This is a genomic window from Limosilactobacillus sp., assembly GCF_022482365.1.
GTDB lineage: Bacteria > Bacillota > Bacilli > Lactobacillales > Lactobacillaceae > Limosilactobacillus.
Map to the genome: position 1 here is coordinate 1,388,185 of NZ_JAKVPE010000001.1, position 24,633 is coordinate 1,412,817.

General features: G+C 53.2%; 25 protein-coding genes, 1 riboswitch and 1 other annotated feature. Of the genes, 11 read left to right on the forward strand and 14 right to left on the reverse strand.

Annotated features, from left to right (window positions below; genetic code table 11):
- Positions 1 to 50 precede the first annotated feature (50 nt).
- Together LKE23_RS06495 and LKE23_RS06500 are read right to left on the reverse strand one after the other, a co-directional pair.
- Positions 51 to 1,031, reverse strand: a complete 981-nt coding sequence (locus LKE23_RS06495; RefSeq protein WP_291976535.1) for an NAD-dependent protein deacetylase — start codon at positions 1,029 to 1,031, stop codon at positions 51 to 53.
- Position 1,032: 1 nt separating this feature from the next.
- Positions 1,033 to 1,716, reverse strand: coding sequence for a hypothetical protein (locus LKE23_RS06500; protein WP_291976536.1), 684 nt, complete (start codon positions 1,714 to 1,716; stop codon positions 1,033 to 1,035).
- 155 nt (positions 1,717 to 1,871) lie between these two features.
- Here LKE23_RS06500 and LKE23_RS06505 point away from each other — a divergent pair, with 155 nt between their 5' ends.
- On the forward strand, positions 1,872 to 2,465 hold the full coding sequence (locus tag LKE23_RS06505) for a TetR/AcrR family transcriptional regulator (RefSeq protein ID WP_366512161.1): 594 nt from the start codon (positions 1,872 to 1,874) through the stop codon (positions 2,463 to 2,465).
- Positions 2,466 to 2,520: 55 nt separating this feature from the next.
- On the opposite strand, the gene LKE23_RS06510 is transcribed toward LKE23_RS06505, so the two are convergent.
- From LKE23_RS06510 to LKE23_RS06540, 7 genes are all read right to left on the reverse strand, one after another.
- The gene (locus tag LKE23_RS06510) at positions 2,521 to 4,059 is read right to left on the reverse strand and encodes a multicopper oxidase family protein (RefSeq protein ID WP_291976539.1); all 1,539 of its coding nucleotides are present in this window, start codon (positions 4,057 to 4,059) and stop codon (positions 2,521 to 2,523) included.
- 25 nt (positions 4,060 to 4,084) lie between these two features.
- Positions 4,085 to 5,404 carry an aminopeptidase C gene (locus LKE23_RS06515; protein WP_291976541.1) on the reverse strand — a complete coding sequence of 440 codons (1,320 nt, stop codon included), beginning with the start codon at positions 5,402 to 5,404 and terminating at the stop codon, positions 4,085 to 4,087.
- An 87-nt stretch (positions 5,405 to 5,491) separates the two neighbouring features.
- Positions 5,492 to 6,196, reverse strand: coding sequence for a phosphate signaling complex protein PhoU (gene phoU / locus LKE23_RS06520; RefSeq protein ID WP_291976542.1), 705 nt, complete (start codon positions 6,194 to 6,196; stop codon positions 5,492 to 5,494).
- A gap of 10 nt (positions 6,197 to 6,206) precedes the next feature.
- Positions 6,207 to 6,959 (reverse strand): phosphate ABC transporter ATP-binding protein PstB, encoded by a 753-nt coding sequence (pstB, locus tag LKE23_RS06525; RefSeq protein WP_291976543.1) that lies wholly within the window; start codon positions 6,957 to 6,959, stop codon positions 6,207 to 6,209.
- Between the two features lie 9 nt (positions 6,960 to 6,968).
- Positions 6,969 to 7,850, reverse strand: a complete 882-nt coding sequence (pstA, locus tag LKE23_RS06530; RefSeq protein WP_291976544.1) for a phosphate ABC transporter permease PstA — start codon at positions 7,848 to 7,850, stop codon at positions 6,969 to 6,971.
- 1 nt (position 7,851) lies between these two features.
- Entirely contained in the window at positions 7,852 to 8,814 is a 963-nt protein-coding gene (gene pstC, locus LKE23_RS06535; RefSeq protein ID WP_291976545.1) for a phosphate ABC transporter permease subunit PstC, read from the reverse strand.
- 4 nt (positions 8,815 to 8,818) lie between these two features.
- Positions 8,819 to 9,694, reverse strand: a complete 876-nt coding sequence (locus tag LKE23_RS06540; protein ID WP_291976546.1) for a phosphate ABC transporter substrate-binding protein PstS family protein — start codon at positions 9,692 to 9,694, stop codon at positions 8,819 to 8,821.
- 114 nt (positions 9,695 to 9,808) lie between these two features.
- Between LKE23_RS06540 and LKE23_RS06545 the strand changes: the two genes are divergently transcribed.
- Positions 9,809 to 10,519: a winged helix-turn-helix transcriptional regulator gene (locus tag LKE23_RS06545; protein WP_291976547.1), complete on the forward strand. Its 711-nt coding sequence runs from the start codon at positions 9,809 to 9,811 to the stop codon at positions 10,517 to 10,519.
- 97 nt (positions 10,520 to 10,616) lie between these two features.
- Positions 10,617 to 11,258 (forward strand): NAD(P)H-binding protein, encoded by a 642-nt coding sequence (locus LKE23_RS06550; protein ID WP_291976548.1) that lies wholly within the window; start codon positions 10,617 to 10,619, stop codon positions 11,256 to 11,258.
- Between the two features lie 132 nt (positions 11,259 to 11,390).
- On the opposite strand, the gene LKE23_RS06555 is transcribed toward LKE23_RS06550, so the two are convergent.
- Both LKE23_RS06555 and LKE23_RS06560 read right to left on the reverse strand, forming a co-directional pair.
- Entirely contained in the window at positions 11,391 to 12,485 is a 1,095-nt protein-coding gene (locus LKE23_RS06555; RefSeq protein ID WP_291976549.1) for a low temperature requirement protein A, read from the reverse strand.
- A 210-nt stretch (positions 12,486 to 12,695) separates the two neighbouring features.
- Positions 12,696 to 13,826 carry an IS30 family transposase gene (locus LKE23_RS06560; RefSeq protein ID WP_291976173.1) on the reverse strand — a complete coding sequence of 377 codons (1,131 nt, stop codon included), beginning with the start codon at positions 13,824 to 13,826 and terminating at the stop codon, positions 12,696 to 12,698.
- 130 nt (positions 13,827 to 13,956) lie between these two features.
- Here LKE23_RS06560 and LKE23_RS06565 point away from each other — a divergent pair, with 130 nt between their 5' ends.
- Positions 13,957 to 14,673, forward strand: coding sequence for a sulfite exporter TauE/SafE family protein (locus LKE23_RS06565; RefSeq protein WP_291976550.1), 717 nt, complete (start codon positions 13,957 to 13,959; stop codon positions 14,671 to 14,673).
- 59 nt (positions 14,674 to 14,732) lie between these two features.
- Here LKE23_RS06565 and LKE23_RS06570 read toward each other — a convergent pair whose 3' ends face one another.
- On the reverse strand, positions 14,733 to 15,137 hold the full coding sequence (locus LKE23_RS06570) for a winged helix-turn-helix transcriptional regulator (RefSeq protein WP_291976551.1): 405 nt from the start codon (positions 15,135 to 15,137) through the stop codon (positions 14,733 to 14,735).
- Positions 15,138 to 15,304: 167 nt separating this feature from the next.
- On the opposite strand from LKE23_RS06570, the gene LKE23_RS06575 reads away from it, so the two are divergent.
- The gene (locus LKE23_RS06575) at positions 15,305 to 16,426 is read left to right on the forward strand and encodes an NAD(P)-dependent alcohol dehydrogenase (protein WP_291976552.1); all 1,122 of its coding nucleotides are present in this window, start codon (positions 15,305 to 15,307) and stop codon (positions 16,424 to 16,426) included.
- A gap of 53 nt (positions 16,427 to 16,479) precedes the next feature.
- On the opposite strand, the gene LKE23_RS06580 is transcribed toward LKE23_RS06575, so the two are convergent.
- Entirely contained in the window at positions 16,480 to 16,770 is a 291-nt protein-coding gene (locus LKE23_RS06580) for a hypothetical protein (RefSeq protein WP_291976553.1), read from the reverse strand.
- 113 nt (positions 16,771 to 16,883) lie between these two features.
- Here LKE23_RS06580 and LKE23_RS06585 point away from each other — a divergent pair, with 113 nt between their 5' ends.
- The gene (locus tag LKE23_RS06585; RefSeq protein WP_291976554.1) at positions 16,884 to 17,273 is read left to right on the forward strand and encodes a winged helix-turn-helix transcriptional regulator; all 390 of its coding nucleotides are present in this window, start codon (positions 16,884 to 16,886) and stop codon (positions 17,271 to 17,273) included.
- Between the two features lie 9 nt (positions 17,274 to 17,282).
- Here the strand turns inward: LKE23_RS06585 and LKE23_RS06590 are convergent, their stop codons facing one another.
- Positions 17,283 to 18,047: an SDR family NAD(P)-dependent oxidoreductase gene (locus LKE23_RS06590; RefSeq protein WP_291976555.1), complete on the reverse strand. Its 765-nt coding sequence runs from the start codon at positions 18,045 to 18,047 to the stop codon at positions 17,283 to 17,285.
- A 138-nt stretch (positions 18,048 to 18,185) separates the two neighbouring features.
- Between LKE23_RS06590 and LKE23_RS06595 the strand changes: the two genes are divergently transcribed.
- The 5 genes from LKE23_RS06595 to asnA all read left to right on the forward strand — a co-directional run bounded on the left by LKE23_RS06595 (position 18,186) and on the right by asnA (position 24,612).
- A complete protein-coding gene (locus LKE23_RS06595) occupies positions 18,186 to 19,052 on the forward strand; it encodes a LysR family transcriptional regulator (RefSeq protein WP_291976556.1) in 867 nt (288 codons plus the stop codon).
- Positions 19,053 to 19,145: 93 nt separating this feature from the next.
- The gene (locus LKE23_RS06600) at positions 19,146 to 19,616 is read left to right on the forward strand and encodes a low molecular weight protein-tyrosine-phosphatase (protein ID WP_291976557.1); all 471 of its coding nucleotides are present in this window, start codon (positions 19,146 to 19,148) and stop codon (positions 19,614 to 19,616) included.
- Between the two features lie 119 nt (positions 19,617 to 19,735).
- Positions 19,736 to 22,261, forward strand: coding sequence for a M1 family metallopeptidase (locus LKE23_RS06605; protein ID WP_291976558.1), 2,526 nt, complete (start codon positions 19,736 to 19,738; stop codon positions 22,259 to 22,261).
- Between the two features lie 270 nt (positions 22,262 to 22,531).
- A riboswitch (THF riboswitch) is annotated at positions 22,532 to 22,627 on the forward strand.
- A gap of 53 nt (positions 22,628 to 22,680) precedes the next feature.
- Positions 22,681 to 23,232, forward strand: coding sequence for a folate family ECF transporter S component (locus LKE23_RS06610; protein ID WP_291976559.1), 552 nt, complete (start codon positions 22,681 to 22,683; stop codon positions 23,230 to 23,232).
- Positions 23,233 to 23,287: 55 nt separating this feature from the next.
- Positions 23,288 to 23,539: a binding site (T-box leader), on the forward strand.
- 62 nt (positions 23,540 to 23,601) lie between these two features.
- The gene (gene asnA / locus LKE23_RS06615; protein ID WP_267202663.1) at positions 23,602 to 24,612 is read left to right on the forward strand and encodes an aspartate--ammonia ligase; all 1,011 of its coding nucleotides are present in this window, start codon (positions 23,602 to 23,604) and stop codon (positions 24,610 to 24,612) included.
- The last annotated feature ends 21 nt before the right edge of the window (positions 24,613 to 24,633 follow it).

The window sequence follows — 24,633 nt, forward strand, 5'->3', positions numbered from 1 at the left end:
GGATTCTCAAAGGATCCGGTGCTTTTGTTTCACGTGGAACAGTTCAATTTTTAACAGCCCAACGCAGCCCGGACATCGTCGAGAACCTGCGAAAGATCGCCCTTGATCGCAACCCCCTTGTCCTCAATTTGTTCGGGTAAAAACTGGTAGTCCCGATTAACCATCACGTCGTAGGCCCCGGGCAGATTATTCGTCAGTGCCCAGAACGGCTCTTGGATAAACATCGGGGTCAGGCGGCCGACGCCCAGCTCAAGGAAGAGGACGTGTTTGTCAGGCAGATGGGTCTCAATATCAGCAGAAATCTTCTGGTATTGCTCCTGATAGCGGCTGCCCTCCAAGAAATTGCCGTAGCCGCGGACCCAGGGAAAGGCCTCGGCACCACAGTGTGGGCACCGCGGAATCATGCTCTCCGGCAGAACCGTGGTGTCATGCTCATCCAAGTAGTCATACATCTCATCAATTTGGGCGGTCGCGTCCCAAACGTCATCGGTGCACTGCTGGCTGCATTGGAAAAAGCGGTGATCGCCCTGGATCTGGGCCACTTTTTCCTCGGGAAAGGCCTTGATTGCCTGAGTATCCTGGTTGGTCGTCAAAATAAAGTAATCCTTATCGCGCAAAAGGGCCTGCAAATCCGCATACGGTTTGCGCACCGGGGCGTGGAGCGTGGTGTGCAAAAAGGTGGCTAGATAGCCCCAAAATTCGCCCCGACTGGACCACTGCCGCTGCATTCCCGCAAAGGCGCCACTGATCTGATACTTGTCATAGTAACGCTTGAAGGCCGTCTTAAATGATGGTGTGGCGGCGTAGTAGAAATCACCGCCACCGGCCGCCGACAGCCCGGAAGCTCCACCGACAATCACGTGGTCGGCCGCCTTAATTTTTTCGGCAAAGATTTTAATCTGCTGATCATAGGGCAACGGCTTTTTCGCTGTCAGTTTGATCGGTGTCTCGCCCTGTGCGTAGACGCCGTAATAGCGGGAATAGTTCATCTGCGTTTGCATCACGAGCTGTTCGTACAATGATTGGTTCATCTCAATTTGGCTCCTTTACTAATTTGGTTAACGTCTTTTTCAGATCCCCCGGCAGGGCCAGCGATCGGTCGGCGATGCCCGCTGGAATGTTAATTTCCGTTGGCAAATTTAATGTAAGATAGTGCCAGCGGGGATGGGCTGCGACCATTTCCATCAGCGGCTGTTTGATTAATTGGTTGGCCGCCCCGATCCCGAGCTCGAGCTGGACCAAATTCTTATCGGCATATCGTTGGAGAAAGTCTTGACAGGCCTGCTGCTGGGCCTGCCATTCGGGGCTCTGCATTCGCAGGCCAAAGAAGTTACCCTCAATTTCCCACAGTCGGTGCGGCTCAAAGCCGTTCAGTTGAAAATGTTGGTCGGCGTTGGACGTAATCACAAAGTAGTCCCTCTCTCCCACCAACTGCTTGAGCAGCCGGAACTGGTCAGCACCGTGATAGTCATCGATAAGATATTGATGCAGCTTCGCCATAAATGCGCGACGTGCGCCCTTGGGCAGGTAGGCCTGGGCCCCCTGAAGAATACTGGTGATTCCATACTCCGCGGAAAATTCACCGAAGTAGCGGTGAAAGGCGGCGTTATTGGCAAAGATATTGTAACCCTCGCTAATCGAAAGACCGTTGCTGGCGCTGATTAGAATTGCATCGGCGGTCCGCAGAAGCTGCTGGGCATTTTCAATCGCATCCATTCTTCCCATCTCCTCAACAAGTTGTATAATTATGGACAGGTTGTCTTGAAATTCATGTAATCAATTTAGCGCAAGAACCAAAAAGGGAGAAGCACACAGTCGCACGGGCTGTCCACTCCTCCACAGTTTTAAGAAAGTGTCGTGAAATTATGTCAATGAGTCGCAAGCGGGATCGCCGCACCATCTACACGATCAACCTGATCAAAGATAGCTTCGTCGACCTAATTCAGAAAATGCCCTACGCCCAGATCACCGTTACCAAGCTCTGCCGGCAAGCCGAATTAAGCCGCTCCACCTTTTACCTGCACTTCAATTCGATCACCGAGGTCTTAAATGCCGTCCTCGATGATGCCCTCGTCTACCTTCCCGATGATCATTCGGCCGACGTTTCGGTAGCCACCGCCTCGACCGATTACCTGAAGCAAAATGAATCACTCATTCCCGCCTGCCAGCGCATCGGCAATTCGTCCAAGTATCAACAGCTCTTGATGGATCCGGACCTCAGCGAGTACATCATCGGCAGAATCATGGCCCACGAACGTTCCCGGGTGATCCCTTCGATCCAGGAACAGACCGGTCTTCCGGCCAAGGACGCCGAAAAGATCTTCCTTTACATGCTCCACGGTTCCTTTGCGGTCAACCGCGCCCACCACTTCACCAAGGACGCCGAATGGTACCACGAGGTCAAATTGCTGAACCAGTTCACCCTCGGCGGCTATCGGGCCTTGAGGAAAAGCCACCACGCATAATAGCAAAAGGCCCGCTGCAAATCTGTGCAAACGATTTGCAGCGGGTCTTCACTATTTACATTTCCATTCCCATTTTCTTGTATGATTCCATGCCACCGAGCCAGAGTTGATCCATTGGAACGCCCCGCTCCTCTGCGAAGGCCTTCATCAGGGTCATGTGGTCCATCAGGTGGTAGTGCTTGTTCGGCTCGGCCGGATCGACGACCAGGAGCTGGGCCATCATTCCGCCATCCTCGTGTTCCAGGATGTGACAATGGTACATGAAGACGCCGGCAACGTTGAACCAGACCTTGAGCAGCACGTGCTCGCCGGGGTTAATTGCCACGGTGTCCTTTAGCCCCAGTTCGTTCGGGTACGGGGCGTGGCCGTTACGCGACACCACCTCGAAGGCCCCACCGTGCATGTGGTAAGGATGGATCATGCCGGGGGCCGGGTTGGTGTTGTAGATGTCCCAGAGCTGGACTCGATGCAGCGGCATCTGGTAGTCGATCCGGTCCATCTTGAATTTCTTGCCGTTCATGGCCACCGCCTCGTCCATGCCGTCGAGGGTAACGTGGTGGACGGGCAGGTCGGGATCAACCGCCGGGTCCGGGGTTTCAAATAAGGTCTTTGGCAGTTTCGTCTCATCCTTTTCAAATTCATGAATCCGGAAATGAACCAACGGAACGTCGTCGGAGTAGAGGATCACCTCATCCCCCGGCCGGTACTTGCCAAAGTCAACAATCACTTCCTGCCGTTCGGCACAGGTGATCAGGAGCTTGGTTAATTTGACCGGGTGTGGCAGGAGACTAAGGTCACCGGCGATCTGGGTGAATTCTAGATCGTCGGAAAAGTGGAGGCGGAACTCCCGCCGGTTGGCCCCGTCGAGAAAGCGCAGGCGGACCCGCTGCGTGGTGACGTCAAAGTAAGGATTAATCGTCCCGTTGATCATCGGCGTTGGCCCGGCGACCCCATCCGGATCATAGTCGGCCCGGTAATCCCACTGGTTATTTTCGTGGAAGCGCCGGTCCTGGAGGATGAGCGGAATGTCGTCGACCCCGTAATTGCGCGGCAGGGGCAGGCCCGCCTCGTGCTCATCCTGAACGATGGCACCACCGGCCAGACCATGCCAAACCTGCTCGGCCGTTGCCGGACACGGGTGGGCGTGGAGCCAAACGAAGGCGGCCGGCTGGTTGATCTTGAAGGTCACGTCACGGCTCTTCCCCGGGTAGACCGGGGCGTGACAGCCGCCATCCTCGATTGGCCCCGGGATGGCGAGACCGTGCCAATGAAAGGTCGTCACCTCGGGCAGGTGGTTGACCAGGTGAACGTGAACCGTCTTGCCACGCTTAAAGATTACTGTCTTGCCCAGCAACGCGCCGTTGTAGCCCCAGGTCTTGGTCTTTTCCCCCGGCAGGAGCTGGGTCTCGCCGGGCTGGGCCACGATTGTGTAGTACATGTCGGTGGCGGTTTCCTTGTCCGGCTTTAAGATCGCCGGAATTTTTAAGGGCTGCTGTTCGGTCTGGGGCGCTTCTAGGGGCACATAACCCGCGTCGTGATAGTCATAGGCAGCTTCGTCGTAAAAGTAGTTCGTAATAACCTTTCCTTCTGCCATCTTCCTCAACCCCTTTGGTTAAATACTATTGCAGCGAATCCCAAGCCGTCAGGGTAACCGGCGTGCTATCTGCCAGCTGCTTAAGCTCATCATCCAGGTACTTGCGATTGATCACGGCCTCATAAGTGTATTCTTCAAACCAGTCCTGGGTCATGACGAAGTAGCCGTTGTCACCGTTGTCCTTGCCCCAGCTGTTTTCGATCTTCCAGCGGATCGGTTCACCGTTAACCAGGTCAAAGCCGGTTAGGGTCATGGCGTGGGAAACCATTGCCTGCCGGGATTCGAGCCGGTCCTTCTTGTCCATCGTGAAGTCAACGTCGAGCAGTTCGGCCCGCCGGAAGAGCTTGGCATCCATCAGGCCCCGCTTGCGGTCCATCTGCTGGAGGACGTCGTTGCCGACCCAGACAGTTTCACCGGCCTTAAGCTGCTTGATGGCCGCTTCCTGCAGGTACTTGAACGGCACGTTGACGAACTTGATCGGGATCCCGCCGGCCACGCTGTCCTGGGTTGGCATTGCGTAAACCTTGTTGTAGGCGTGGTCTGGTGCGTTGGTGACAACCACGTAATCATTCAGGTTGGTGGCGAAGTATTCCCGGTAGAACTTCAGCGGTGTCAGGTTGAGGATCTGATGGAACTTCTTGTTATCGTCCTGGTATTCCAGGTCAAACTTTGTCGGCGGTTCACCAAAGGAGTAGGCGGCGACCTTGTAGACGTCGGCCATCATCTTTTCCTTGGCCGCGCTCAGTTCATCCTCGCTGGCCCCGTCATTGACCAGGCGCCGCAGTTCCAGAGCGTCCTTTTTCATCATATAGTTCATTACCTCAGCCACATCGGTCGTGTCCTTGGTGTTATGGGTGTCGGGCATCACGTATTCCGGGACGACCCCGTACTTTTCGATGATCGAAGCGGCGTTGGCCCACTGTCCACCATCGTTTTCGGCAAAGCTCAGGTAAAAGTCGACGAGCCGGTCGTGGAGCGGCTTCTTGGCCGTGGCAATGACCTTCTGGAAGAACATGTTGGCCCGTTCGATCCGGTCCCAGAAGAAGAGGTAGTTTTGCGACAACTCAAAGTCCTTGACCTTGTACTTAGTTGCAAACTTGTGCCGCAGCGTGTTCAGGGTCGCAAATGACCAGCAACGGCCACTGTGCCGCTGATTGGATGGTTTCCCGGTCTTAATCTCGTAGGAAAAGGCCCGGTGCAGGCGAGCACTGGCTGCTGGATCCTCACTGGCGTTCTTGATCCCGTTCTTTTGAACCGCCCGGGCAATTACGTCGGCATCGCGACGGGCGTGAAAGGCTTGTTGATACTTTGTCACCATTTCAGGTGTTAAGTGTTTTTCAGACATAAAGATCCTCCTTGTTCTTTTTGCAAAAGTTAATCTACATCTATGATAACGCAAACAAAAAAATGATGGGCGATTCCCATCATTTCGTTAATCCGATTGTTCTTCGAGTTCCCGTTTCACCATCGTTGGATCGGCCTTGCCAGGGTTTAGTTCCACCAGCTTGCCGGAGCCACTATAAATAATCCACTCGGCGAGGTTGACGATGTGGTCCCCCGCCCGCTCCAAGTAGCGAATTACCGCCAGGTAGGTGCCATAGCTCTGCACCGCCGTCCCCCGCTGGAGGGCTCGCATGATGGCATCCTGCTGCTGGACATAAATGAGGTCAACCTTCAAATCCTCGTTGGCAACCTCGTAGGCCTGCTGCTCGTCGGTGTAAACGTAGGCGTCCATCACCCGCTCCAGCATCTGGCGGATAATCATCATCATCCGTTCAATCCGGTCTTCAATCTGATCATCATCGACAGTCGCGCTCAGGTTAATGGCCGCCCGGGCAATATGGGTTGCATAGTCCCCCAGCCGCTCGATGTCCGAACTGGCCTTAAGGATCGAGATAATCTTGCGGAAATCCGTCGCCACCGGCTGCTGGAGGGCCATCAGCTTCAAAGCCTGCTTTTCAAGGTGGATCTCCTCGTCGTTCAGCTTACTATCGGCACTTAAAACCTGGTGGGCCAGGGCCGTGTTCTTATCGGTGAAGGCCTTCGTCGCCTGGTAAATCTGTTCGCTGGCGTCGATTCCCATCTCCATGAAATGTCCACGCAGCCGCTTTAGTTCGTCGTCAAAGATTGCACCCATTATCGTCCCCCTAACCAAACTTGCCGCTCAGGTAGTCGGCCGTTTGCTGTTCCTGCGGGTTCATGAAAATCTCCGCAGTCTTGTTGAATTCAACTAGGTGTCCCTGGTGCATGAAGGCCGTCCAGTCCGCGGAACGAGAAGCCTGTTGCATGTTGTGGGTCACCATGATAATCGTTAATTGTTCTTTTAATTGTACTAAAGTATCCTCGATTTGCGAAGTCGAAACCGGATCCAGAGCACTGGTCGGTTCGTCCATCAGGATAATCTCGGGCCGCACAGCAAGCGTTCGGGCAATGCACAACCGTTGCTGCTGACCGCCGGAGAGGGCCAGGGCGCTACTGTTCAGCTGGTCTTTAACCTCGTCCCAAAGTGCGGCTTGGCGCAGGCTCTCCTCGACACGTGCATCGAGCACCTGCCGATCCTTTTCGCCAGCCAACCGGAGCCCGTAGATCACGTTTTCGTAAATCGATAGCGGGAACGGCGTCGGCTGCTGGAAGACCATCCCGATCTGTTGCCGCACCCGATAAACGTTGGCCTTGGGCTGGTTAATGTCGATCCCGTGGAAGTTAATTTCTCCCGTCACCGTGGCCAGCTCGTCGTTCATCCGGTTCAGGCTTCGCAAGACCGTTGATTTTCCGGACCCGGATGCGCCGATCAAGGCCGTAATTTGATGGGCTGGAAATTTGAGCGAAACCTGCTCTACCACCTGTTTAGTGCCGTAAGCAACGGCTAAATTGTTCACTTCTAAGGCTGTCTTTTCCATTTCTTATCCTCACTTTGCAAATCGCCGCTTCACCAGGTAACCGATCAAGCGGGCTAACAGATTGAACAGCAGAATCGTAATAATCAGTACCGCGGCCGCTCCGTTTGAAACCGCCCGAGCATCCGGCACCAGGCCCTCACTGTTGACCTTCCAGATGTGGACCGCCAACGTTTCCGCTGGCCGCAGCGGGTTGAGAAAGCTGGTCGGGCTAAACGGATTCCAGTTGCCATAGTCTACGGCGGGAGCACTCTGCCCGGCCGTGTAAATCAGGGCCGCCGCTTCACCAAAGACCCGACCCGCGCTAAGGATCATTCCCGTAATAGTTCCCGGTAACGCCCCAGGCAGGACGATCTTAGTAGTGACCCGCCATTTTGACATCCCCAATCCCAGTCCAGCCTGTCGTTGTAAGGCTGGAACCTGCTGGAGCGCATCTTCAAAGCTCCTGGTCAGGATTGGCAGATTCAGAATCGTCAGCACCAAGGCCCCAGCCAGTAAGGAGAAGTCCAAGCCAAATTGGAGAACAAAAACCAGGTAGCCGAAGAGCCCAATGACGACAGACGGCAGCGATCCCAGGACCTCGACGGCCAGGCGGATGGCTGCCGTCAACCGATTCTGCGCCGCGTATTCGCTCAGGTAAATCGCCGCGCACAGGGCGAGCGGCACCGAGACAAGCATTGTCAAAACAACTAGGTAGAGTGAATTGAAGAGCTGGTCCCGGATCCCGCCCCCGCTTTGAAAGGCTTTTGCCGGTGACAGCAGGAAGTGCCAGGAAACATGCGGCAGTCCCGTTACGAGCAGGTAGGCCAAAAAGCCCAGCACCGCCAGGCCGGTGATCCCGGCGAACAAGAGGATCAGGCCCGTTGCCAGTTTGTCAGTTTTTTCCGGTCGCATCTTACCGGACCCCCTTTCGGCTAATCAAACGCAACACTAGGTTAAACGCCAGTGACATCAACAGCAGGAGGAGGGCTAATGACCACAGAGCGTTGTTTGACACCGTCCCCATCACGGTGTTCCCGATGCCGGTCGTCAAAACACTGGTGAGGGTGGCCGAAGACGACATCAGACCCGCGGGCATAATCGCTGCATTGCCGATCACCATTTGCACCGCCAATGCCTCACCAAAGGCCCGTGCCATCCCGAACACCATCGCGGTCAAAATCCCGCTCTTTGCACTTGGGACCACCACCCGGCTGATCGTCTGCCAACGAGTGGCGCCCAGACCCGCGGACGCTAGGCGGTACTGTTTGGGAACCTGCCGCAGGTTATCAATGGTCATCGAAGTCATCGTCGGCAGAATCATCAGGAAAAGGACACAGGTCGCCGCCAAAATCCCGAAACCGGTCCCACCAAACATTCGGCCGAGCTGGGGTACGATCACCGTCAGCCCGACGTAGCCGTAAACTACCGAGGGGATTCCCACCAGCAATTCAATTACTGGCTGCAAGACCCGATAAACCCAGTTTGGCAACAGCTCAGTGATGGCAATCGCGCTGACCAGCGCCAGCGGCAAGGCCAGGACCCCGGCGAGGACCGTTACTGCAAAGGAGGTGGTGATCATCGGCAGGGCACCGTAGTGGTGATGGCTGGGCCGCCAGTCGGTGCTGGTCAAAAATTCACCGAGTGAAAATTTGTTCGTGGTAAACAGGGCCAGCCCCTTATTAATCAGAAAGGCAAATAAAGTTAGTACTAACCCACCGATCAGGAGAATCGCCAGACAGCTCACCAGTTTGCCGCCCCACTCCTGCCTGGTTTCGGCCGACGGAGCCAACAGGCGGTCGAAGGCTTGGGGCACCTTCTTCTTCCGGCGAAAAAGTGCGGTCGGTTTTGACTCGAAGGATTGGTTTAACTCGTCCATCGGCTTATCTGCTCCTTTCACTGATTTGACCATCCGGCGTCCGTGCCACCTTCATGTCGTGGATGCTGATGTAGTTGGCATCCTTGATGAGGGAATCCTGAACCCGGCGTGTTTGCATAAAGCGAATAAAGCTTTTGGTTGCTGCATCCGGCCGTCGCTTCATGTACAGGTGCTCGTAGGACCAGAGCGGCCACTGGTTGGTCGTCACGTTCGCGGCCGTCGGAGTCACGCCGGATAATTTGACCGGTTGCACCCGTGAATTAATGTAGGCAAACGAGATGTAGCTGATCGCCCCCCGCGTATTGGCCACAATTTCCTTCACGGTTCCGTTGGAGTCCTGTTCCTGAGCATTCACTGCGTGCTCACCGGACCTAAGCACCGTCTGCTCAAAGGCGACCCGTGTCCCGCTGCCGCTTGCTCGGTTAATGACCGTGATCGGCAGGTCAGGACCACCGAGCTGCCGCCAGTTCGTGACCTCACCGGTGAAGATCTGCCGCAGCTGGTCCAGGGTCAAGTCGTCGATGCCGAGACGGGGATTAACGATCGGGGTAATTCCAGCCACCGCAACGATGTGATCTTGCAGCTTGGCATGATCGATCCCGTCCTGTTGATCAGCGAAGATGTCGGAAGAACCGACATTCACCGCTCCATCCTGGACCTGGCTCAAACCGGTTCCCGAACCGCCACCTTGGACGATGATGCTGGCCTTAGTGTGACTCTGCTGATACTGCTCAGCAGCCGCCTCCACCAGGGGTTGGAGGGCGGTCGAGCCGACCACCGTCACCTTGGATTGGGCTGGCTGTTTCTTGGCGGCTGCCCAGCCGAAGCCGAGACCCACCAGCACTCCGGCCAGCAAAATTCCCAATAATACTTTTCGCATGGTCTCCTCCTAGTTGTCTTCACGGTTTTCCTATGATACAAATAAAAGCATAGCAAGCCGCTGTAAATGTTTAATCTGCACAATGTAAATGTTGTGTAAATATTGGAGAAACAAATGACTAAAGAATTCCTCCTCCTAAGCCAATCGCCGGCCCTCGTCCAACAGCTGACGGACATCTGTGCCAAGGCCCACTGGCACCTCCGCCGGGTAACAACCCCGACCGGACTGGTGGTTGCTTTAGAAAAGCACCCGGCCAGCGGGATCTGGTGGGACCTGACCGCCGCTACGTTGGACACCACCATCGCCACAATGACCCTGATCCGCAGCCAAATCGCCGGCCCCATTACCGTTCTGACGGCCAAAATGACTGGACGCCTGCAGCGCAAACTCTACGCCGCCCGGGTTGATGACGTTGAGCTTCTGCCAATTGATGACGCGGCCTTTCGAGCCAAAATTGAGCAGCGTCTCTGGACATACCAGCATACCGACCTCCATGGCAGCACCCCGCTCGCAAAGCCGGCTCATTCTGAAATTCTCACGATCGGCGACCTGACAATTGACCTGGCCGCTTACACGGTGACTAAGCGCGCTCAGCCGGTCGACTTGACGCCCAAGGAATTCCAACTGCTTTCTTACCTCGCCCACCATCAACAGCAAGTTCTCAGTCGCGAGCAGCTGGTGACCGGGGTCTGGGGCTACGACCTCCTGACTACCTCCCGAATTGTCGACATCCACATCAGCCACCTTCGCGATAAGCTGGAAGACGACCCCCACCAGCCAACCCACCTGCTGACGGTCCGTGGCTTCGGCTATAAATTCGTCTAAGCCCGCGCCCGACAAGTGTTTTTGCTTTCACGCTAACAAAAAATAAGTTAGAATAATAATGAAGTTGAACCTATGCAATCAAGGAAGGAGTCTTATCATGACGAAAGTATTTATCGCCGGCGGATCCGGTCGGGTGGCAACTGAACTGATCAAGGACCTGGTAGCGACTGGCAACCAAGTAATTGCCGGTGCCCGGCACCCCGAGAAGATCGTTAAGATGGACGGGGTGGCCCCTGTCAAGATGGACCTGCACGGAAGCGTTGATGATCTGGCTTCCCTGATGAAGGGCGCCGCGGCGGTTTACTTTGTCGCCGGCTCACGGGGCAAGGACCTGCTCCAGACCGATGCCATGGGCGCGGTGAAGACGATGCAGGCGGCCAAGCAGGTTGGCATCAAGCGCTACGTCATGCTGAGCTCAATGTACGCCCTGCAGCCGGAAAAGTGGGCAAAATACCCGGCACTGGCAAGCATCCCCGACTACAACATTGCTAAGTTCTTTGCGGACAATTACCTCATCACCAACAGTGGCCTGGACTACACCATTATCCAGCCGGCCGTGCTGACTGAGAAAGCCGCCACCGGCAAGGTCGACCTGGGATTGGGCGATGAAACTACTAACCCGATTCCTGACGTCGCCAAGGTGCTGGCGGAGGTCCTCAACCGAAACAACACCATCGGCAAGGTCATCATGATGCGCAGCGGTGACACGCCGATTGAGACGGCCCTGGACAATATTTAAAATCAAAAATGAGGTTGGAAATTAGCCCAACCTCATTTTTAGTTTTAAATGCTACAGCGCGGTAGCTAGCTGGATTCCAGCCTCGTCGACGGGGGGAACGAACTCGCAAGCGAGTTCTGTCCCGCCGCCTTTTTACTTTCTCGCAAACCGCCACATCATTAGTAATTCGCCGACATTGGTAATCGTCAGGCCGGTCATCAATCCAACATTGCTGCTTTGCCAAACAAGGGCCAGCAGACTGCCGATCAGCCAAATGGCAAGCACCCAGCCGATGTGGCTCCCCCTGATCCGGTGCTCAGACTGGTTGTAGATGGCGTTGCACATCAGGCAGAGGTAGAAGACCAGCAGGCTGCCGGTCAACATGCCGACCAGGAAAGGACGCGAAACGGAGTCGTGTGCTAGGTAGACCAGGCCAACCGTGATGGTCAACAGACTCATGATCATCACCACGTGCGAATACATGGCAACAAAGCCCCGCGTGTACTGGTAGTGATCCTGCAGCTGCTCGATCTGGATAATGTAGCAACCAAAGAGCGCCGCCAAAAAAACGAAGATTAAAAGTGGCAGCGGTGCCCAGAGCGCGCCGTGGAAGTACTGGGTGACGTTCACCAGCGCCTCACCGAAACTGATGATGATGATCAGGCTCAGCCGTTCCACCAAGTGGGGAAAGTTGACCTTAGCGGATTCAAAGAGCCGGAAGAAGGCCAGCGGCATCAGGAAGCCAACCAGGCCCCCGAAAACGCAGAGGTAGATTCCGTACCGGTAGCCCAACAGCAGGCCGCCCAGGATGGCAACGAATTCCACGAGCAGGGTGATGATGAAGGCGCGTTCGTCCCGCCCCCGCCACGGATGCTTGCCGGTTCCGCAGAGGTATTGCCACAGCAGGTTGCCGACCGTTAGCAGCATCGCCGAATTGAAGGCCTGAAAGGTGGTCTCCCAAGTGGTGTTGATGTTGTTGGCCAGGTAGATCGCCGCGTACATGCTGATCATCAGCCCCACGGTATCGACCAGCCGGCTACGGCCAAAGCGGTTGATGTACAGTGTCTGGTAGAGCCAGAGCTGCATGACCAGGATGATGGCAGTGATGAACTCGCCGTAAGTTCCTAGCGCTAGTCCGCCGCCCACGGGATGGTGGATCATTGCCGTAATCCGCGAAATCGCGTAGACAAAGATCAGGTCATAGAAGAGCTCCAGCATTGAGACCGGCTTGGCTTTAATCTTTTTCATTCTCAACTCCCCCTCGTTGTTTTTCCCTAATGATAGCATGGTTAGGACCGGGGTTTGCAAACATCCCCCGTCCGCACTAAAATGAATTGGTAAATAATCGGTAAGTGCAGGCGTACCCGAAACAAAATTGTGCCGTTGAGAAAGGATTACTATGCTCTCAACGGCTTATTTATTAGTGCCTAAATTTCAAGAATAAGTTAGCCACTGGACTCAAATAAATAATACTGACCAATTGATTATTGGTTGATGGAGCTGTGATATCTCTTGGTAGAAGGCCTTACGATAGATATCCATTGACGAATGTCCATTAAACATAGCTCGTGGATAGTGATTCATCCAATCATTAGTCGCTATGATCTGAGCACTACTATAGTTATTTATAGCTTCACCTTTGGTAATCTCCTTGCGGAGAAACCGGTTATTGATCTCATTGGATCCACGTTCCCAAGGGGAATACGGATCAGCATAGAAAACATGATCGTGAACTTGTGTTAACTCACTAAATTCTGAACCGTTGTCAGAGGTTATTGTCTTAAAAATGCGATAGTAAGCATCTGTGCCCATTTTCTGGCGCAAATTTATAAAGAACTGATTTACTGCATGCGCAGTTTTACCAGCAATTTTACTCGTGATATTAACTCGTGAAAGGCGATCAGTCATTACTAGTACAACACTGTCATTACCGTTTTTCTGTCCCTGAACTGTATCCAGTTCCCAATGGCCAATTTCGGACCGTTGGTCCGCAGTTTGAGGTCGTTGAGCAATATTAGGCCCTAAGCACCTTTTAGCTTGCGGATGAGTTTGATGATGCTTACGTTTAGGTTTTTCAAAGAGGTCTAAATTGGACGTACGAAGCACACCCTCATTAATCCATTGATATAAAGTTACAACCGACTTTGGGATCAGGGTGCCATCATTCATTAAATCTCGAGCCTTATAAATAACCGCTTGTGGGGAGTAATGGTGGTCGTCAAACTCACCAAGCATTAGCTGATCAGCTAATCGTAAAAATTGCTTTGAAGAATAATATAAGCGACGACGACCAGAATGGCGGTGATGTTCAAGATATGTGGCCTGACCAGCTTCATAACTATAGATGTAGTAAGAATATTCGTAAATCTTACCATTAGATTTTTGACGACGAAGTTGGCGGACCGTACCACGGTTGAGCTCGTTATTAATTGTTTGATGATTAACTCCTAATTGGCGACCAATTGCGCGATTGGAAAGTCCTTGCGACTTTAAAGTCGCAATCATCACACGTTCTTCTTTAGTAAGATGAGCATTCTTTTTATGAGTAGTCAATAAAATAGTAGACATGGTATCATTTAAGTGCGTCATTTGACGGACATCCTTTCATATAGGTTTGGTTCACTTAATATGATACCTGATGTCACGCCGAATGGCGTTTTTTATTTACCACCAACTGGGTGGCTAACTTCATTCTATAATCTACCCTTATTTATTAGTGATGTCTTTAATTGCCGGGATTTTGACCGGGATCATCGGGATGGCTTCATTAACCCTGTACCCGGTCCTGCTGTCGGTCGGCGTGCCGCCCGTTTCCGCCAACGCCACCATCACCGTCGCAACGGTCGGCGCCGGGGTCGGCACCACCATCTCCTCGCTGAAGGAGCTAAGGCACCACTGGGGCAGCGCTATCCTGGTGGCAATTCTTAGCACCTGCGGCAGCATCTGCGGTGCCCTGATTCTCACCCGCAGCTCCAACGCGGGCTTTCAAAAGATTGTTCCCGTCTTTATTCTACTGGCCGGTATTCTTTTACTTTGGCCCACTTCAGGTCAAGTGCGACAGCGGTCCCGCCACTTTGCTTGGCTCCTGGACTGGGCCGGCGTGATCCTTATCGGCCTCTATAACGGCTACTTTGGTGCGGCGTCGGGGCTGTTGATGATCGCGGTCCTGTCCAAGGCAATCGGCGGCGAATACGCGACCTACAATGCCGTCCGAAATTTTGCCTCCCTGGTCAACAACATCTGTTCCGCCGTCATTTTCATCTGCACTATCAGGATTCAGTGGGCCATCATCGGCTTTCTGCTTTTGGGGCTGCTTGTCGGCGGCTACCTGGGCCCCATCATCGTCCGCTACATTCCCTCGGCCGTGATCAAAAAGGTGGTCGGCGTAATTGCCATTTTGCTGGCCCTAGTTCTGGGGTGGCAGGCAATCCATTAGCTAAACGAAAAGCCTGGACCGGTTGCTAATTTTGCGCAGCCGGTCCAGGCTTCTGTTGGCTATTCATGGTTCTCGCCGGTGTGCAGCTCGTCGTCATGAATACAGCCGTAGGAATATTCAATTTTAATCTGCGGATCGTTCTCCTTCACTAGTTCCTCGCCGACCAGGGAAAGCTTTACCATCAGTTCCCGCGTTCGCTGACCATTGGGCGTCAGGGAGTAAAGGCTTTGCGGCGGCATGGTATCGAGGCTCTCCCGGTGCACAATCCCGCTGGCCATCAGGCTTTTCAATTGCTGGGAGAGCACCTTGCGCGTCACCTGGTGATGGTTTTCAACGTTGACGTTGCGAAGCAGTTCACCAAAGTGCTGCGACTTCTTCCCTAGCTGACAGATGATCGAGGTCTTATACTTGCCCTTCATCACGTCAATCAGATAGTCAATTCCTAATAAGTAGCGGTCCTTCATCCCAATCACTTCCCCACTAGTTACTTAATGGTAACGCTGTAACTTAAAAGTGCCTTCTTTTCGCATTTTGTGAATCCCCTTACAATGAAATTGTTGAGGAAATAACACCTATTATTTTAGCGTGTTTTTCCATAATCTCAAAAGGTTTCACACGGAGGTTGATTCTTATGAAGATCAAAGCTGCGGTTGTTAAGAACGCGGGCGACCCATTTACCATCGAAGACAACATTGACTTGCACGAAGTCGGCCCGACCGACCTGCAGGTGCACATCGTTGCTAGTGGGATTTGCCACTCCGACGAGGCGATTCGTTCTGGCGAAGCATCAGTCGGGTATCCCGCTATTCTGGGTCACGAAGGTTCCGGAATTGTTGAAAAAGTCGGTGCTAACGTGACCGACTTCAAGCCGGGCGATCACGTCATCCTTTCATACTGGACTGACGGTACCTGCGACAAGTGCCTTGCCGGACACGCCGGGCAATGCCGGAACTACACTAAGGGTGACCTGATGGGGGTCCGGCCAGACGGTGACTACAACTTCAGCAAGGACGGCCAGCATATTTCCAACATGCTCAACCAGTCATCCTTTGCCACTACCACCGTTGTCGAACAACGGAACGCAGTTAAGATCGACAAGGACCTCGACCTGCGGAAATTCGGTCCCCTCGGCTGCGGCTACGTTACTGGATCCGGCACCGTTTTGAACGCCCTCCAGCCACGGCCGGGTCAAACAATTGCCGTCTTTGGGACCGGTGCAGTTGGCCTTGCTGCCATGATGGCCGCTAAGATCTCTGGCTGCATTAAGATCATCGCCGTTGACCGGCACGAAGCCCGGCTCGAACTGGCGAAGGAATTAGGTGCGACCCACACGATCAACACAAACGATGACGACCCCGTTGCTAAAATTAAGGAGTTGACGGGCGGCTATGGTGTTGACTTCTCAATCGACACAACCGGGGCCCCAGTGATTACCAAGGCAGCCATTGACGCCCTGACGACCGGTGGAACCTGTGCCGGCATCGCCGTAACGTCTAACAGTGTCAACGTCAGCGAATGGGGTGACCTGAGTGCCTTTGACAAGAACTTCATCGGGGTTCTGATGGGTGACTCAGTTCCGCAGCTTGACATCCCACGGCTCATGGAATTCTACAAGCTTGGTTGGTTCCCATTTGATAAGACTGAAAAGTTCTACGACTTCGACCAAATTAACGAAGCCAACGAAGATTCACGAACTGGAAAGGTCATCAAGCCTGTCCTGATTATCGACAAAGATTACCAGCCCGGTGATTAATTAAACGAAAAAGCCCCTGCCTGCTGAAAACTCAGTAAGCAAGGGCTTTTCGGTTAGGCCACCGTGTAGACGCGGACGTCAGGATCCGTCGTCCAGGTTGGCTGCAGACCTGGGAAGACGTGCTTGGTGAACATCTCACTCTTCAGGTAGGCCTGGGCGTGCTCGACGCTGTTAAAACCGTGCAGAACCTGAACGTCCTCATCCCGAACCAGCAGCTGCTTGGTCAGCGCTCCCGGAATCGTGTCCAAAAACGGCTGCCGGTAATCATTGTAAACCTTCGCCGCTGCGGCCCGCTTTTCTTCCGGAACCACCATCGTAATCTGTAAGTATGCTTTGACTGTCATCATGAATTCCTCCTGTTTCAATCATTTTCAATTTTCATGATAGCCATCTATAATCGACAAAGATACGATTTCAAAAGCGATTGAGCTACTAAAAATTTTTTGAGGAGGTTGCCATGTACCAGCGAAAGACACCCAAAAAATACTACTGCACCGTTGATTTTGCCCTCGACATCTTCGGTGGCAAGTGGAAGCCCCGCCTGCTCTGCATCCTCGGCCACAACAAGGCCCTGCGCTACGGCGAATTGAAGGCCGCCATGGAGGATATCTCGGACGCGGCCCTGGCGGATAGTCTGAAGGAATTACAGCAAGCGGGGATCATCAGCCGCCAGCAGTACAACGAGATGCCGATCCGGGTTGAATATTCGCTGACCGCGACCGGGCAGTCCCTGCTCCCCGTCCTCGACACCATTTCAGACTGGGCGGTTCAGCACAGCAGCGCGGACATCTACAGCGGCCAGCACTTTCAGCAGGTCCACTTTGGAGCGTTTGAACAACACGACTAAACTAATTTTTTACTTTCCGCTATTGATGGCCCTCATCAGTCCTTCAAAGACACCCAAATTATCCATACCGTTGTCCACGGAAATATCTTGGCCGTTAATGTAGCTTGCCTTGTCGCTCGCCAAGAAAAGGGAAACCTGGGCGATCTCCAGTGGCTTAGCACCACGTTTCCCGGGAAGAGCTGGTTCAACACTCTTCATAAAGGAATCAGGTACTAGTGGAGTTTTAACCATCCCTGGCAAAATAGCATTGACGTGAATATTGTCATCTCCGTACAGGTAAGCTGCAGAACGTGTTAACCCACGCAGGCCCCACTTAGCCGTCGAATAAACTGTATATGGACAACCGGTATTACCAGCCGCGGAAGAAATGTTAATGATGGAGCCATGCCCCTGCTTTTCCATTAGTGGAACAACCTCTTTAATTCCCAGCATCGGGCCAGTCAGATTAACCCTGAGGACTTTATCCCAATCCTCCAGCATTTCCGTTTTTAAGGTCGAGTGGATATCAATTCCGGCGTTATTAACTAGGACATCCAATTGACTCAGCTTAGCGACCAAATCATGCCAAGAGCTCTCCGACGTAACATCCAGGTGTTGATAGTCCGCCTGGCCACCCGTTTTTTGAATCTCTTCGACAATTTGTTGACCTTCTTCATCGTTCAAACCCGAAACAATGACCTTTGCCCCTTCTTTGGCGAAGAGCTTCGCCGTGGTTTCTCCCATTCCACTCGTAGAACCAGTTATTAAAGCGACTTTGTTATCTAGAATACCCATGGTAATCTCTCCTTTAGCAAATGTGAAATTGTGAACATCTTTTACATTTTCACTATAAAGCGCGCCGGTCCGTGCGTAAAATAGCTAATTCGAGGGGTATACTATAAGCAAAAGCCATGCTATGGAGGCTTGATTTGAATGAATATTCGCGAGTTACAAGTTTTTCTTCAGGTTGCACGTGATCTTAATTTTACAAAAGCAGCTCAAAAGCTGTTTATGACCCAGCCAGCAGTTAGTGGGCAGGTCGCGCACTTGGAGCGAGAATTGGGACAAAAATTACTCAATCGGCAGTATCATCGCCTAACACTCACGGCTGCTGGTCAAGAAACTGTTCGGTATGCCCAAACAGTCGTTAACGCAACGGAGGGGCTCCTCAAAGACTTGCATCAACAGCCTGCTAAACCAGCAGCTTTGATGATTGGACTGTATCTGAACGAAGAATTAGCGCCCATTGCGCAGATGTTTCAGCATTTCAGCCAGCTTTTCGATATTCCCATCACCATCGACCGCAGCACTGGGTGGTCATCCTTAGACAGGCTCACTAATCATCAGTTCGACGTTGTCTTAGCAATTCAAAGAGACTATCCAGGGATTGAATGGCTAACTCTTTGTGATGACCAACTGGTCGCTTGGCTGCCAGCCGACGATCCCTTAGTCAACGAGAAATTCCTAACGGTGGACCAGCTTAAGGGCAAACTAATGATCAAAACTTCAATTGTCGGCACGGCTGATTATGACAGCATTCAACAGGATTTTATTCATAATCACGATTTTGAAACCATCACCGTTCACTCACTATCGGCAACTTTTTATAGCCTTCAAACTAATAACTCTTTTGCAATTCTTCCTAAAACATCCTTTACCGCTAACGACAAAATCAAACCGGTGCCCCTAAAAATTGATCCAGAGCGATCGAATCATTTCCAAATTGGCCTAGCCTACTTGGCTAAAAACCACTCAGCCAGCGTAGATGCCTTTATTCATTACTATCAACTAATGAACTAGTGGTGCGTTGGAGCATTTGAACAACACGGCTAATGCCAATTCTGCTATAATCAAGCTCCAATCACAATCAGACTAGAGAGGTGCGCACGTCTAATGAAGGTTATTTTTGTTTGTCTCGGCAACATCTGCCGTTCACCAATGGCCGAAGCAATGTTTAAGAAGATGGTCCGGGAGGCCAACCTGCAGGACCAGATCACGGTCGACTCCGCGGGGACCAGTGACATCGCGGCCGGCTCCCCGGCAGACCACCGCACTAAGAAGATCCTGGACAAGTACGATATTCCCGATGATGGCATGATCGCCCGGCAACTGACCGACCGTGACTTTGAAGAAGCGGACTACATCATCGTTATGGACCAGATGAACATGGTCGATGCCAAGGATATGGCGCCGGCGGGAACCGCGCATAAGGTCCACGGAATCTACGAAGCAACGCCCCACAAGAGTAACCGCTGGATTGTCGACCCCTGGATCACCCACCGTTTCCAGGATACCTACGACAGCCTGAGCGAGGCCCTGCCAAACTGGCTGACCAAGCTCGAAGGCGAACTAAAAAGTCGCTAAATTGACGCCTGCCCCAACTTTCGGGTGGGCTTTTATTTTCATTCGGGAGCAATCCCTTTCTTCCCGCGGTCGATCCGCCGTATAATGAGTTTATCCTAATAAAAGAGAAGTGAATTTTAATGGCAAAACGATTATTAGATGCCTTCCAACCCGCGCATTACGACCTGTACCTCGATATTGACCGGGCTCAGAAGGCAATCAGTGGAAAGACAACGATTCGTGGTCACGCCAGCCAGGCGGCGATCGCGGTCAACCAAAAGTATCTTTCCGTGGCTAGCGTCCAAGCTGACGGCCAGGACGTTCCATACACCACCGACGACCAGGCGGAAACGATCAACATCACTCTGCCGGCAGCCGGCGACGTCACCCTGACGATCGACTACTCCGCCCCGCTGACCGACACGATGATGGGAATTTACCCATCCTACTACGAGGTCAACGGCGAAAAGAAGGAACTGATCGGGACCCAGTTCGAAACGACCGCAGCCCGGCAGGCGTTCCCGAGCGTCGACGAACCAGCGGCCAAGGCAACCTTTAGCCTGGCGATTAAGTACGATGAGCATCCCGGCGAAACGATCATCGCTAACATGCCCGAGGATCACGTAGCAGACGGGGTCCACTACTTCCAAGAAACTGTCCGGATGTCAACCTACCTGGTGGCCTTTGCCTTCGGGGAAATGCAGTCCAAACTGACGGAAACCAAGTCCGGGGTCAAGGTTGGCGTCTTCGCTACCAAGGCCCACCCCGCTAAGAACCTCGACTTTGCTTTGGAAATTGCCAAGCGGGCGATCGAATTCTACGAGGACTTCTACCAGACGCCATACCCACTGCCGCACTCCTGGCAGCTGGCACTGCCGGACTTCTCCGCTGGGGCAATGGAAAACTGGGGGCTGGTCACCTACCGGGAGGCCTACCTCCTGCTCGATCCTGACAACACCTCGCTGGACATGAAGCAGCTGGTCGCCACGGTCATCACCCACGAACTAGCGCACCAGTGGTTCGGTGACCTGGTCACGATGAACTGGTGGGACGACCTCTGGCTCAACGAAAGCTTCGCCAACATGATGGAATACGTTTCCGTTGACGCCATCCATCCCGAATGGAAGATCTGGGAGCTCTTCCAAACCTCGGAAGCACCGATGGCCCTGCAGCGGGACGCCACGGACGGTGTTCAACCGGTCCACGTTGATGTCAACGACCCGGCCGAAATCGACTCGATCTTCGACGGCGCCATCGTCTACGCCAAGGGTTCCCGGATGTTGGTTATGGTGCGGGCACTGCTCGGCGACGACGCACTGCGGAAGGGCCTCAAGAACTACTTTGCCGCCCACAAGTACCACAATGCCAAGGGTGGCGACCTCTGGCAAGCCCTCGGCGATGCATCCGGCCTTGATATCGGCAAGATCATGAACTCCTGGCTGGAGCAACCGGGCTACCCGGTTGTTACGGCTAAGGTCGATTCGGACGGCCAACTGGTCCTGTCGCAAAAGCAATTCTTCATTGGTGACGGGGTCGACCGCGGTCGGACCTGGCAGATCCCGTTGAACAGCAACTACGACGCGGCCCCGCAGATCATGGCCGCTTCCGAAATTAAGCTGGGCAACTACCAGCAGCTGCGGGAAGCAAATGGGAAGCCGTTCCGCCTCAACGTCGGCAACAATTCTCACTTCATCGTCAAGTACGATGACACCCTGCTGGCCGACATCTTAAAGTCTGCCGACGAGCTGGACCCAATCAGTCAGCGGCAGCTGCTCCAGGACCTGCGCCTACTCGCCGAGGGGCAGCAGATCTCCTATGCTGACCTGATTCCGCTGCTGAAGCGCTTTGCAGGCAGTCACTCCGCCATCGTCAACGCCGAGCTCTACCGGATCGCCAACAGCCTGAAGATGTTCGTCAAGCCGGGTTCAACCGAAGAGAGCCAGCTGCGGACCTTCTTTGATCAGCTCAGCCAAGCTCAGGTAGCCCGGCTCGGCTGGCTGCCGAAGGACACGGATTCAAACGACGACCAGCTAACCCGGCCGTACGTCCTGAACGCGGCCCTCTACGCTCGGAACAAGGTAGCCATGACAGATGCTCACCAGATTTTCCTGGATCACCGGGACGACCTGGCGAACCTGTCTGCCGACGTCCGGGGGCTGGTCATCAAAAACGAGGTCCAAAACTACGGCAACAGTGAGCTCTTTGACCAGCTGATCAAAGCCTACCAGGACACTACCGACGCCTCATACAAGGCCGACATCCGGGGTGCTTTGCCGCAGACCACTGACCCAGCCCTGATCAAGCAGATCGTCGGGCTCTACGAGGATGCCAGCGTCATCAAGCCGCAGGACCTGCGTGCTTGGTACCGGGGCGTTCTCGCCAACGACGCCGGTCAGCAGGCGGCCTGGGATTGGCTGCGGACCGACTGGCAGTGGCTGAACGATACGGTCGGCGGTGACATGGAGTTTGCCACCTTCATCACCGTGACGGCCGGCGTCTTCCATACGCCGGAGCGGCTTGCCGAGTTCAAGGCCTTCTTTGAACCGAAGATCAACACCCCTGGGCTGACCCGGGAGATCAAGATGGACATCAAGGTCATCGAAAGCAAGGTCGCACTGGTTGAAAAGGAACAGGCAGCAGTCAACAAGGCCGTTGCGGATAATTAATAATTAAGGGACTAAGCAAAAAATCTTCGTGATTTTTGCTTAGTCCCTTTTAAAATTCTTCGAGCATCATTTGTTCCTGCACGAACCAACATTCTCTTTATTTTATATCTCATTATAACTTTTCGCCTGATTTTATAACTCTTTATAACTTTTAGCAAAAATTGTTAATTGGTGAACTATTTGTATTCATATTTCCATTTTGTTCTTCTTTCACCTATTCTTAGAGCTACTCATTTGCATAATATCCGCAAATCGCTTATTATTCTTTCTGTTGGGGTAGGAATCTCCGAGTGATTGTTCGGCGGAACGGAATGTGAACGTCGAAAGGAGGCCGCCTGGCTGCTTGGTTATTCCGCATTCACCACATTGACAAGTCAATGTCGTCCCTAACATTCAAATAATTTTAGGGAGGCAATATGATGTCAATTCTATCTTTTTCTAGTCCCCGCTTCACGACCCGCCAGATGACCCTGGCGGCGATGCTAATCGCACTGCAAGTGGTTCTTGGCAAGCTATCGGTCGGCGATCCGGCCGTCCTCAAGGTGGGCCTCGGCTTTATCGCCACCGCCCTGATCGGCTACTTCTTAGGGCCCTGGACCGGGGGAATGGCGATGGTAATCAACGATTTGATCTCCAACACCATTCTGAGCTCCGGTACCCTCTTTTTCCCGGGCTTCACCTTCTCAGCCTTCGTTTCCGGAGTGCTCGCGGGGATGTTCCTCTACAACCAAAAAATCAGCTGGCAGCGGGTCCTGATCTACGAATTCTTCCAAATTCTGATCACCAACGTCCTCTTCACGACGCTCTGGCTTTACCTGATGAGTCTGAGTTCATCCAGCACCGCCCAGGGATTCTGGGCCCTGCTGACGATCCGGCTGCCTAAGGAGATCATCACCTGGCCGATCGAGGCATTGGTGGTTCTGGTTATTTTGCGCCAGGTTGCCAAGCTCAACCTCGCTATCCGCAAATAAATTTCAAAAAAGTCTTGCATTCTGAAAAAATTAAGTTAGAATACCATTAAAGAATAAAAAAGCGATGAGAAAGAAGAGTAAATAGTCGCGTTCGCGCAGTGAATCGGTGATAGTGGGAGACCGATCGACCCCGGGCTATTGAAAAACACTTTGTCGATGCTGCTGACCCAAATGCTTTTGCAAAGTAGGCTCAGCCGTCGCCGGTACGTTACCACACCGGGAGAACATGTTCGTGTTCTAAAAGAGGCCTAGGCACTTGCCTAGGCAACTTGGGTGGTACCGCGGAAAAAAGCCTTTCGTCCCTTTGTATAAGGGAACGAAGGGCTTTTTCTTTATTCTCAAATCTAAATTCTTCAAGGAGTGTTATCAATGAGTTTAATTATTCCAAAGGACTACGATCCAAAGCTGTCAATCAGAGACACTGAAGCCGCTATTCGCTTCATCCGTGAAAACTTCCAGGACGAACTGGGCCACGAGCTGCACCTGCAGCGGATGTCCGCCCCAATGTTCGTCGAAAAGGGAACCGGGCTCAACGATAACCTGAACGGGGTTGAAACGCCAGTCTCCTTCTCCATGCAATCCATCCCGGGTCAGACGATTGAAGTCGTTCACTCCCTGGCCAAGTGGAAGCGAATGGCCCTCAAAAAGTACGGCTTTGGCATGCACGAAGGCCTCTACACCAACATGAACGCCATTCGTAAGGACGAAGACGTCGACAACTTCCACTCGATCTACGTTGACCAGTGGGACTGGGAAAAGATCATCGCCAAGGAAGAACGGACGGAAACGACCCTGAAGGCCACCGTTCGCCAAATCTTCAAGGTCATCAAGAAGATCGAACGCGAACTCTGGGAACTCTACCCGGACGCCGTTTACCAATTGCCGGAGGACATTCACTTCATCACGACCCAAGAGCTGGAAGACCGCTGGCCAGACCTGACGCCAATGGAACGGGAAGACAAGATCGCCAAGGAAATGGGCGCTGTCTTCGTAATGAAGATTGGGGACAAGCTCCAGCGTTCCGGCAAGCCGCACGACGGCCGGGCACCCGACTACGATGACTGGCAACTGAACGGGGACATCATTTTCTGGTACGAACCGCTCCAGTGCAAGCTCGAAATCTCCAGCATGGGGATCCGGGTCAGTCCAGAATCAATGCGTGACCAACTGAAGAAGGCCGGCGCCGAAGATCGGGCCAAGCTGCCATTCCACAAAATGTTGCTCAACGGCGAATTACCATATACAATTGGTGGAGGAATTGGTCAGTCCCGGCTCTGCATGCTCCTGCTTGGCAAGGCCCACGTGGGTGAAGTGCAAGCCAGCGTTTGGCCAGAAGACATGCTTGAAAAGTGCAAGCAGGCTCACATTCAAATTCTGTAAAATATATTTAGATTGGGAGAG

Excerpts from the sequence above, each read along its gene's own strand:
- LKE23_RS06580 (WP_291976553.1), bottom strand. The coding sequence starts at position 16,770 with ATGACAGTCAAAGCATACTTACAGATTACGATGGTGGTTCCGGAAGAA.
- LKE23_RS06500 (WP_291976536.1), bottom strand. The coding sequence starts at position 1,716 with ATGGATGCGATTGAAAATGCCCAGCAGCTTCTGCGGACCGCCGATGCA.
- LKE23_RS06495 (WP_291976535.1), bottom strand. The coding sequence starts at position 1,031 with ATGAACCAATCATTGTACGAACAGCTCGTGATGCAAACGCAGATGAAC.
- LKE23_RS06605 (WP_291976558.1), top strand. The coding sequence starts at position 19,736 with ATGGCAAAACGATTATTAGATGCCTTCCAACCCGCGCATTACGACCTG.
- LKE23_RS06565 (WP_291976550.1), top strand. The coding sequence starts at position 13,957 with ATGTCTTTAATTGCCGGGATTTTGACCGGGATCATCGGGATGGCTTCA.
- LKE23_RS06560 (WP_291976173.1), bottom strand. The coding sequence starts at position 13,826 with ATGACGCACTTAAATGATACCATGTCTACTATTTTATTGACTACTCAT.
- LKE23_RS06555 (WP_291976549.1), bottom strand. The coding sequence starts at position 12,485 with ATGAAAAAGATTAAAGCCAAGCCGGTCTCAATGCTGGAGCTCTTCTAT.
- asnA (WP_267202663.1), top strand. The coding sequence starts at position 23,602 with ATGAGTTTAATTATTCCAAAGGACTACGATCCAAAGCTGTCAATCAGA.
- LKE23_RS06570 (WP_291976551.1), bottom strand. The coding sequence starts at position 15,137 with ATGAAGGACCGCTACTTATTAGGAATTGACTATCTGATTGACGTGATG.
- LKE23_RS06575 (WP_291976552.1), top strand. The coding sequence starts at position 15,305 with ATGAAGATCAAAGCTGCGGTTGTTAAGAACGCGGGCGACCCATTTACC.
- LKE23_RS06595 (WP_291976556.1), top strand. The coding sequence starts at position 18,186 with ATGAATATTCGCGAGTTACAAGTTTTTCTTCAGGTTGCACGTGATCTT.
- LKE23_RS06515 (WP_291976541.1), bottom strand. The coding sequence starts at position 5,404 with ATGTCTGAAAAACACTTAACACCTGAAATGGTGACAAAGTATCAACAA.
- LKE23_RS06505 (WP_366512161.1), top strand. The coding sequence starts at position 1,872 with ATGAGTCGCAAGCGGGATCGCCGCACCATCTACACGATCAACCTGATC.
- pstB (WP_291976543.1), bottom strand. The coding sequence starts at position 6,959 with ATGGAAAAGACAGCCTTAGAAGTGAACAATTTAGCCGTTGCTTACGGC.
- pstC (WP_291976545.1), bottom strand. The coding sequence starts at position 8,814 with ATGGACGAGTTAAACCAATCCTTCGAGTCAAAACCGACCGCACTTTTT.
- LKE23_RS06610 (WP_291976559.1), top strand. The coding sequence starts at position 22,681 with ATGTCAATTCTATCTTTTTCTAGTCCCCGCTTCACGACCCGCCAGATG.
- pstA (WP_291976544.1), bottom strand. The coding sequence starts at position 7,850 with ATGCGACCGGAAAAAACTGACAAACTGGCAACGGGCCTGATCCTCTTG.
- LKE23_RS06600 (WP_291976557.1), top strand. The coding sequence starts at position 19,146 with ATGAAGGTTATTTTTGTTTGTCTCGGCAACATCTGCCGTTCACCAATG.
- LKE23_RS06585 (WP_291976554.1), top strand. The coding sequence starts at position 16,884 with ATGTACCAGCGAAAGACACCCAAAAAATACTACTGCACCGTTGATTTT.
- LKE23_RS06545 (WP_291976547.1), top strand. The coding sequence starts at position 9,809 with ATGACTAAAGAATTCCTCCTCCTAAGCCAATCGCCGGCCCTCGTCCAA.
- LKE23_RS06510 (WP_291976539.1), bottom strand. The coding sequence starts at position 4,059 with ATGGCAGAAGGAAAGGTTATTACGAACTACTTTTACGACGAAGCTGCC.
- LKE23_RS06540 (WP_291976546.1), bottom strand. The coding sequence starts at position 9,694 with ATGCGAAAAGTATTATTGGGAATTTTGCTGGCCGGAGTGCTGGTGGGT.
- phoU (WP_291976542.1), bottom strand. The coding sequence starts at position 6,196 with ATGGGTGCAATCTTTGACGACGAACTAAAGCGGCTGCGTGGACATTTC.
- LKE23_RS06550 (WP_291976548.1), top strand. The coding sequence starts at position 10,617 with ATGACGAAAGTATTTATCGCCGGCGGATCCGGTCGGGTGGCAACTGAA.
- LKE23_RS06590 (WP_291976555.1), bottom strand. The coding sequence starts at position 18,047 with ATGGGTATTCTAGATAACAAAGTCGCTTTAATAACTGGTTCTACGAGT.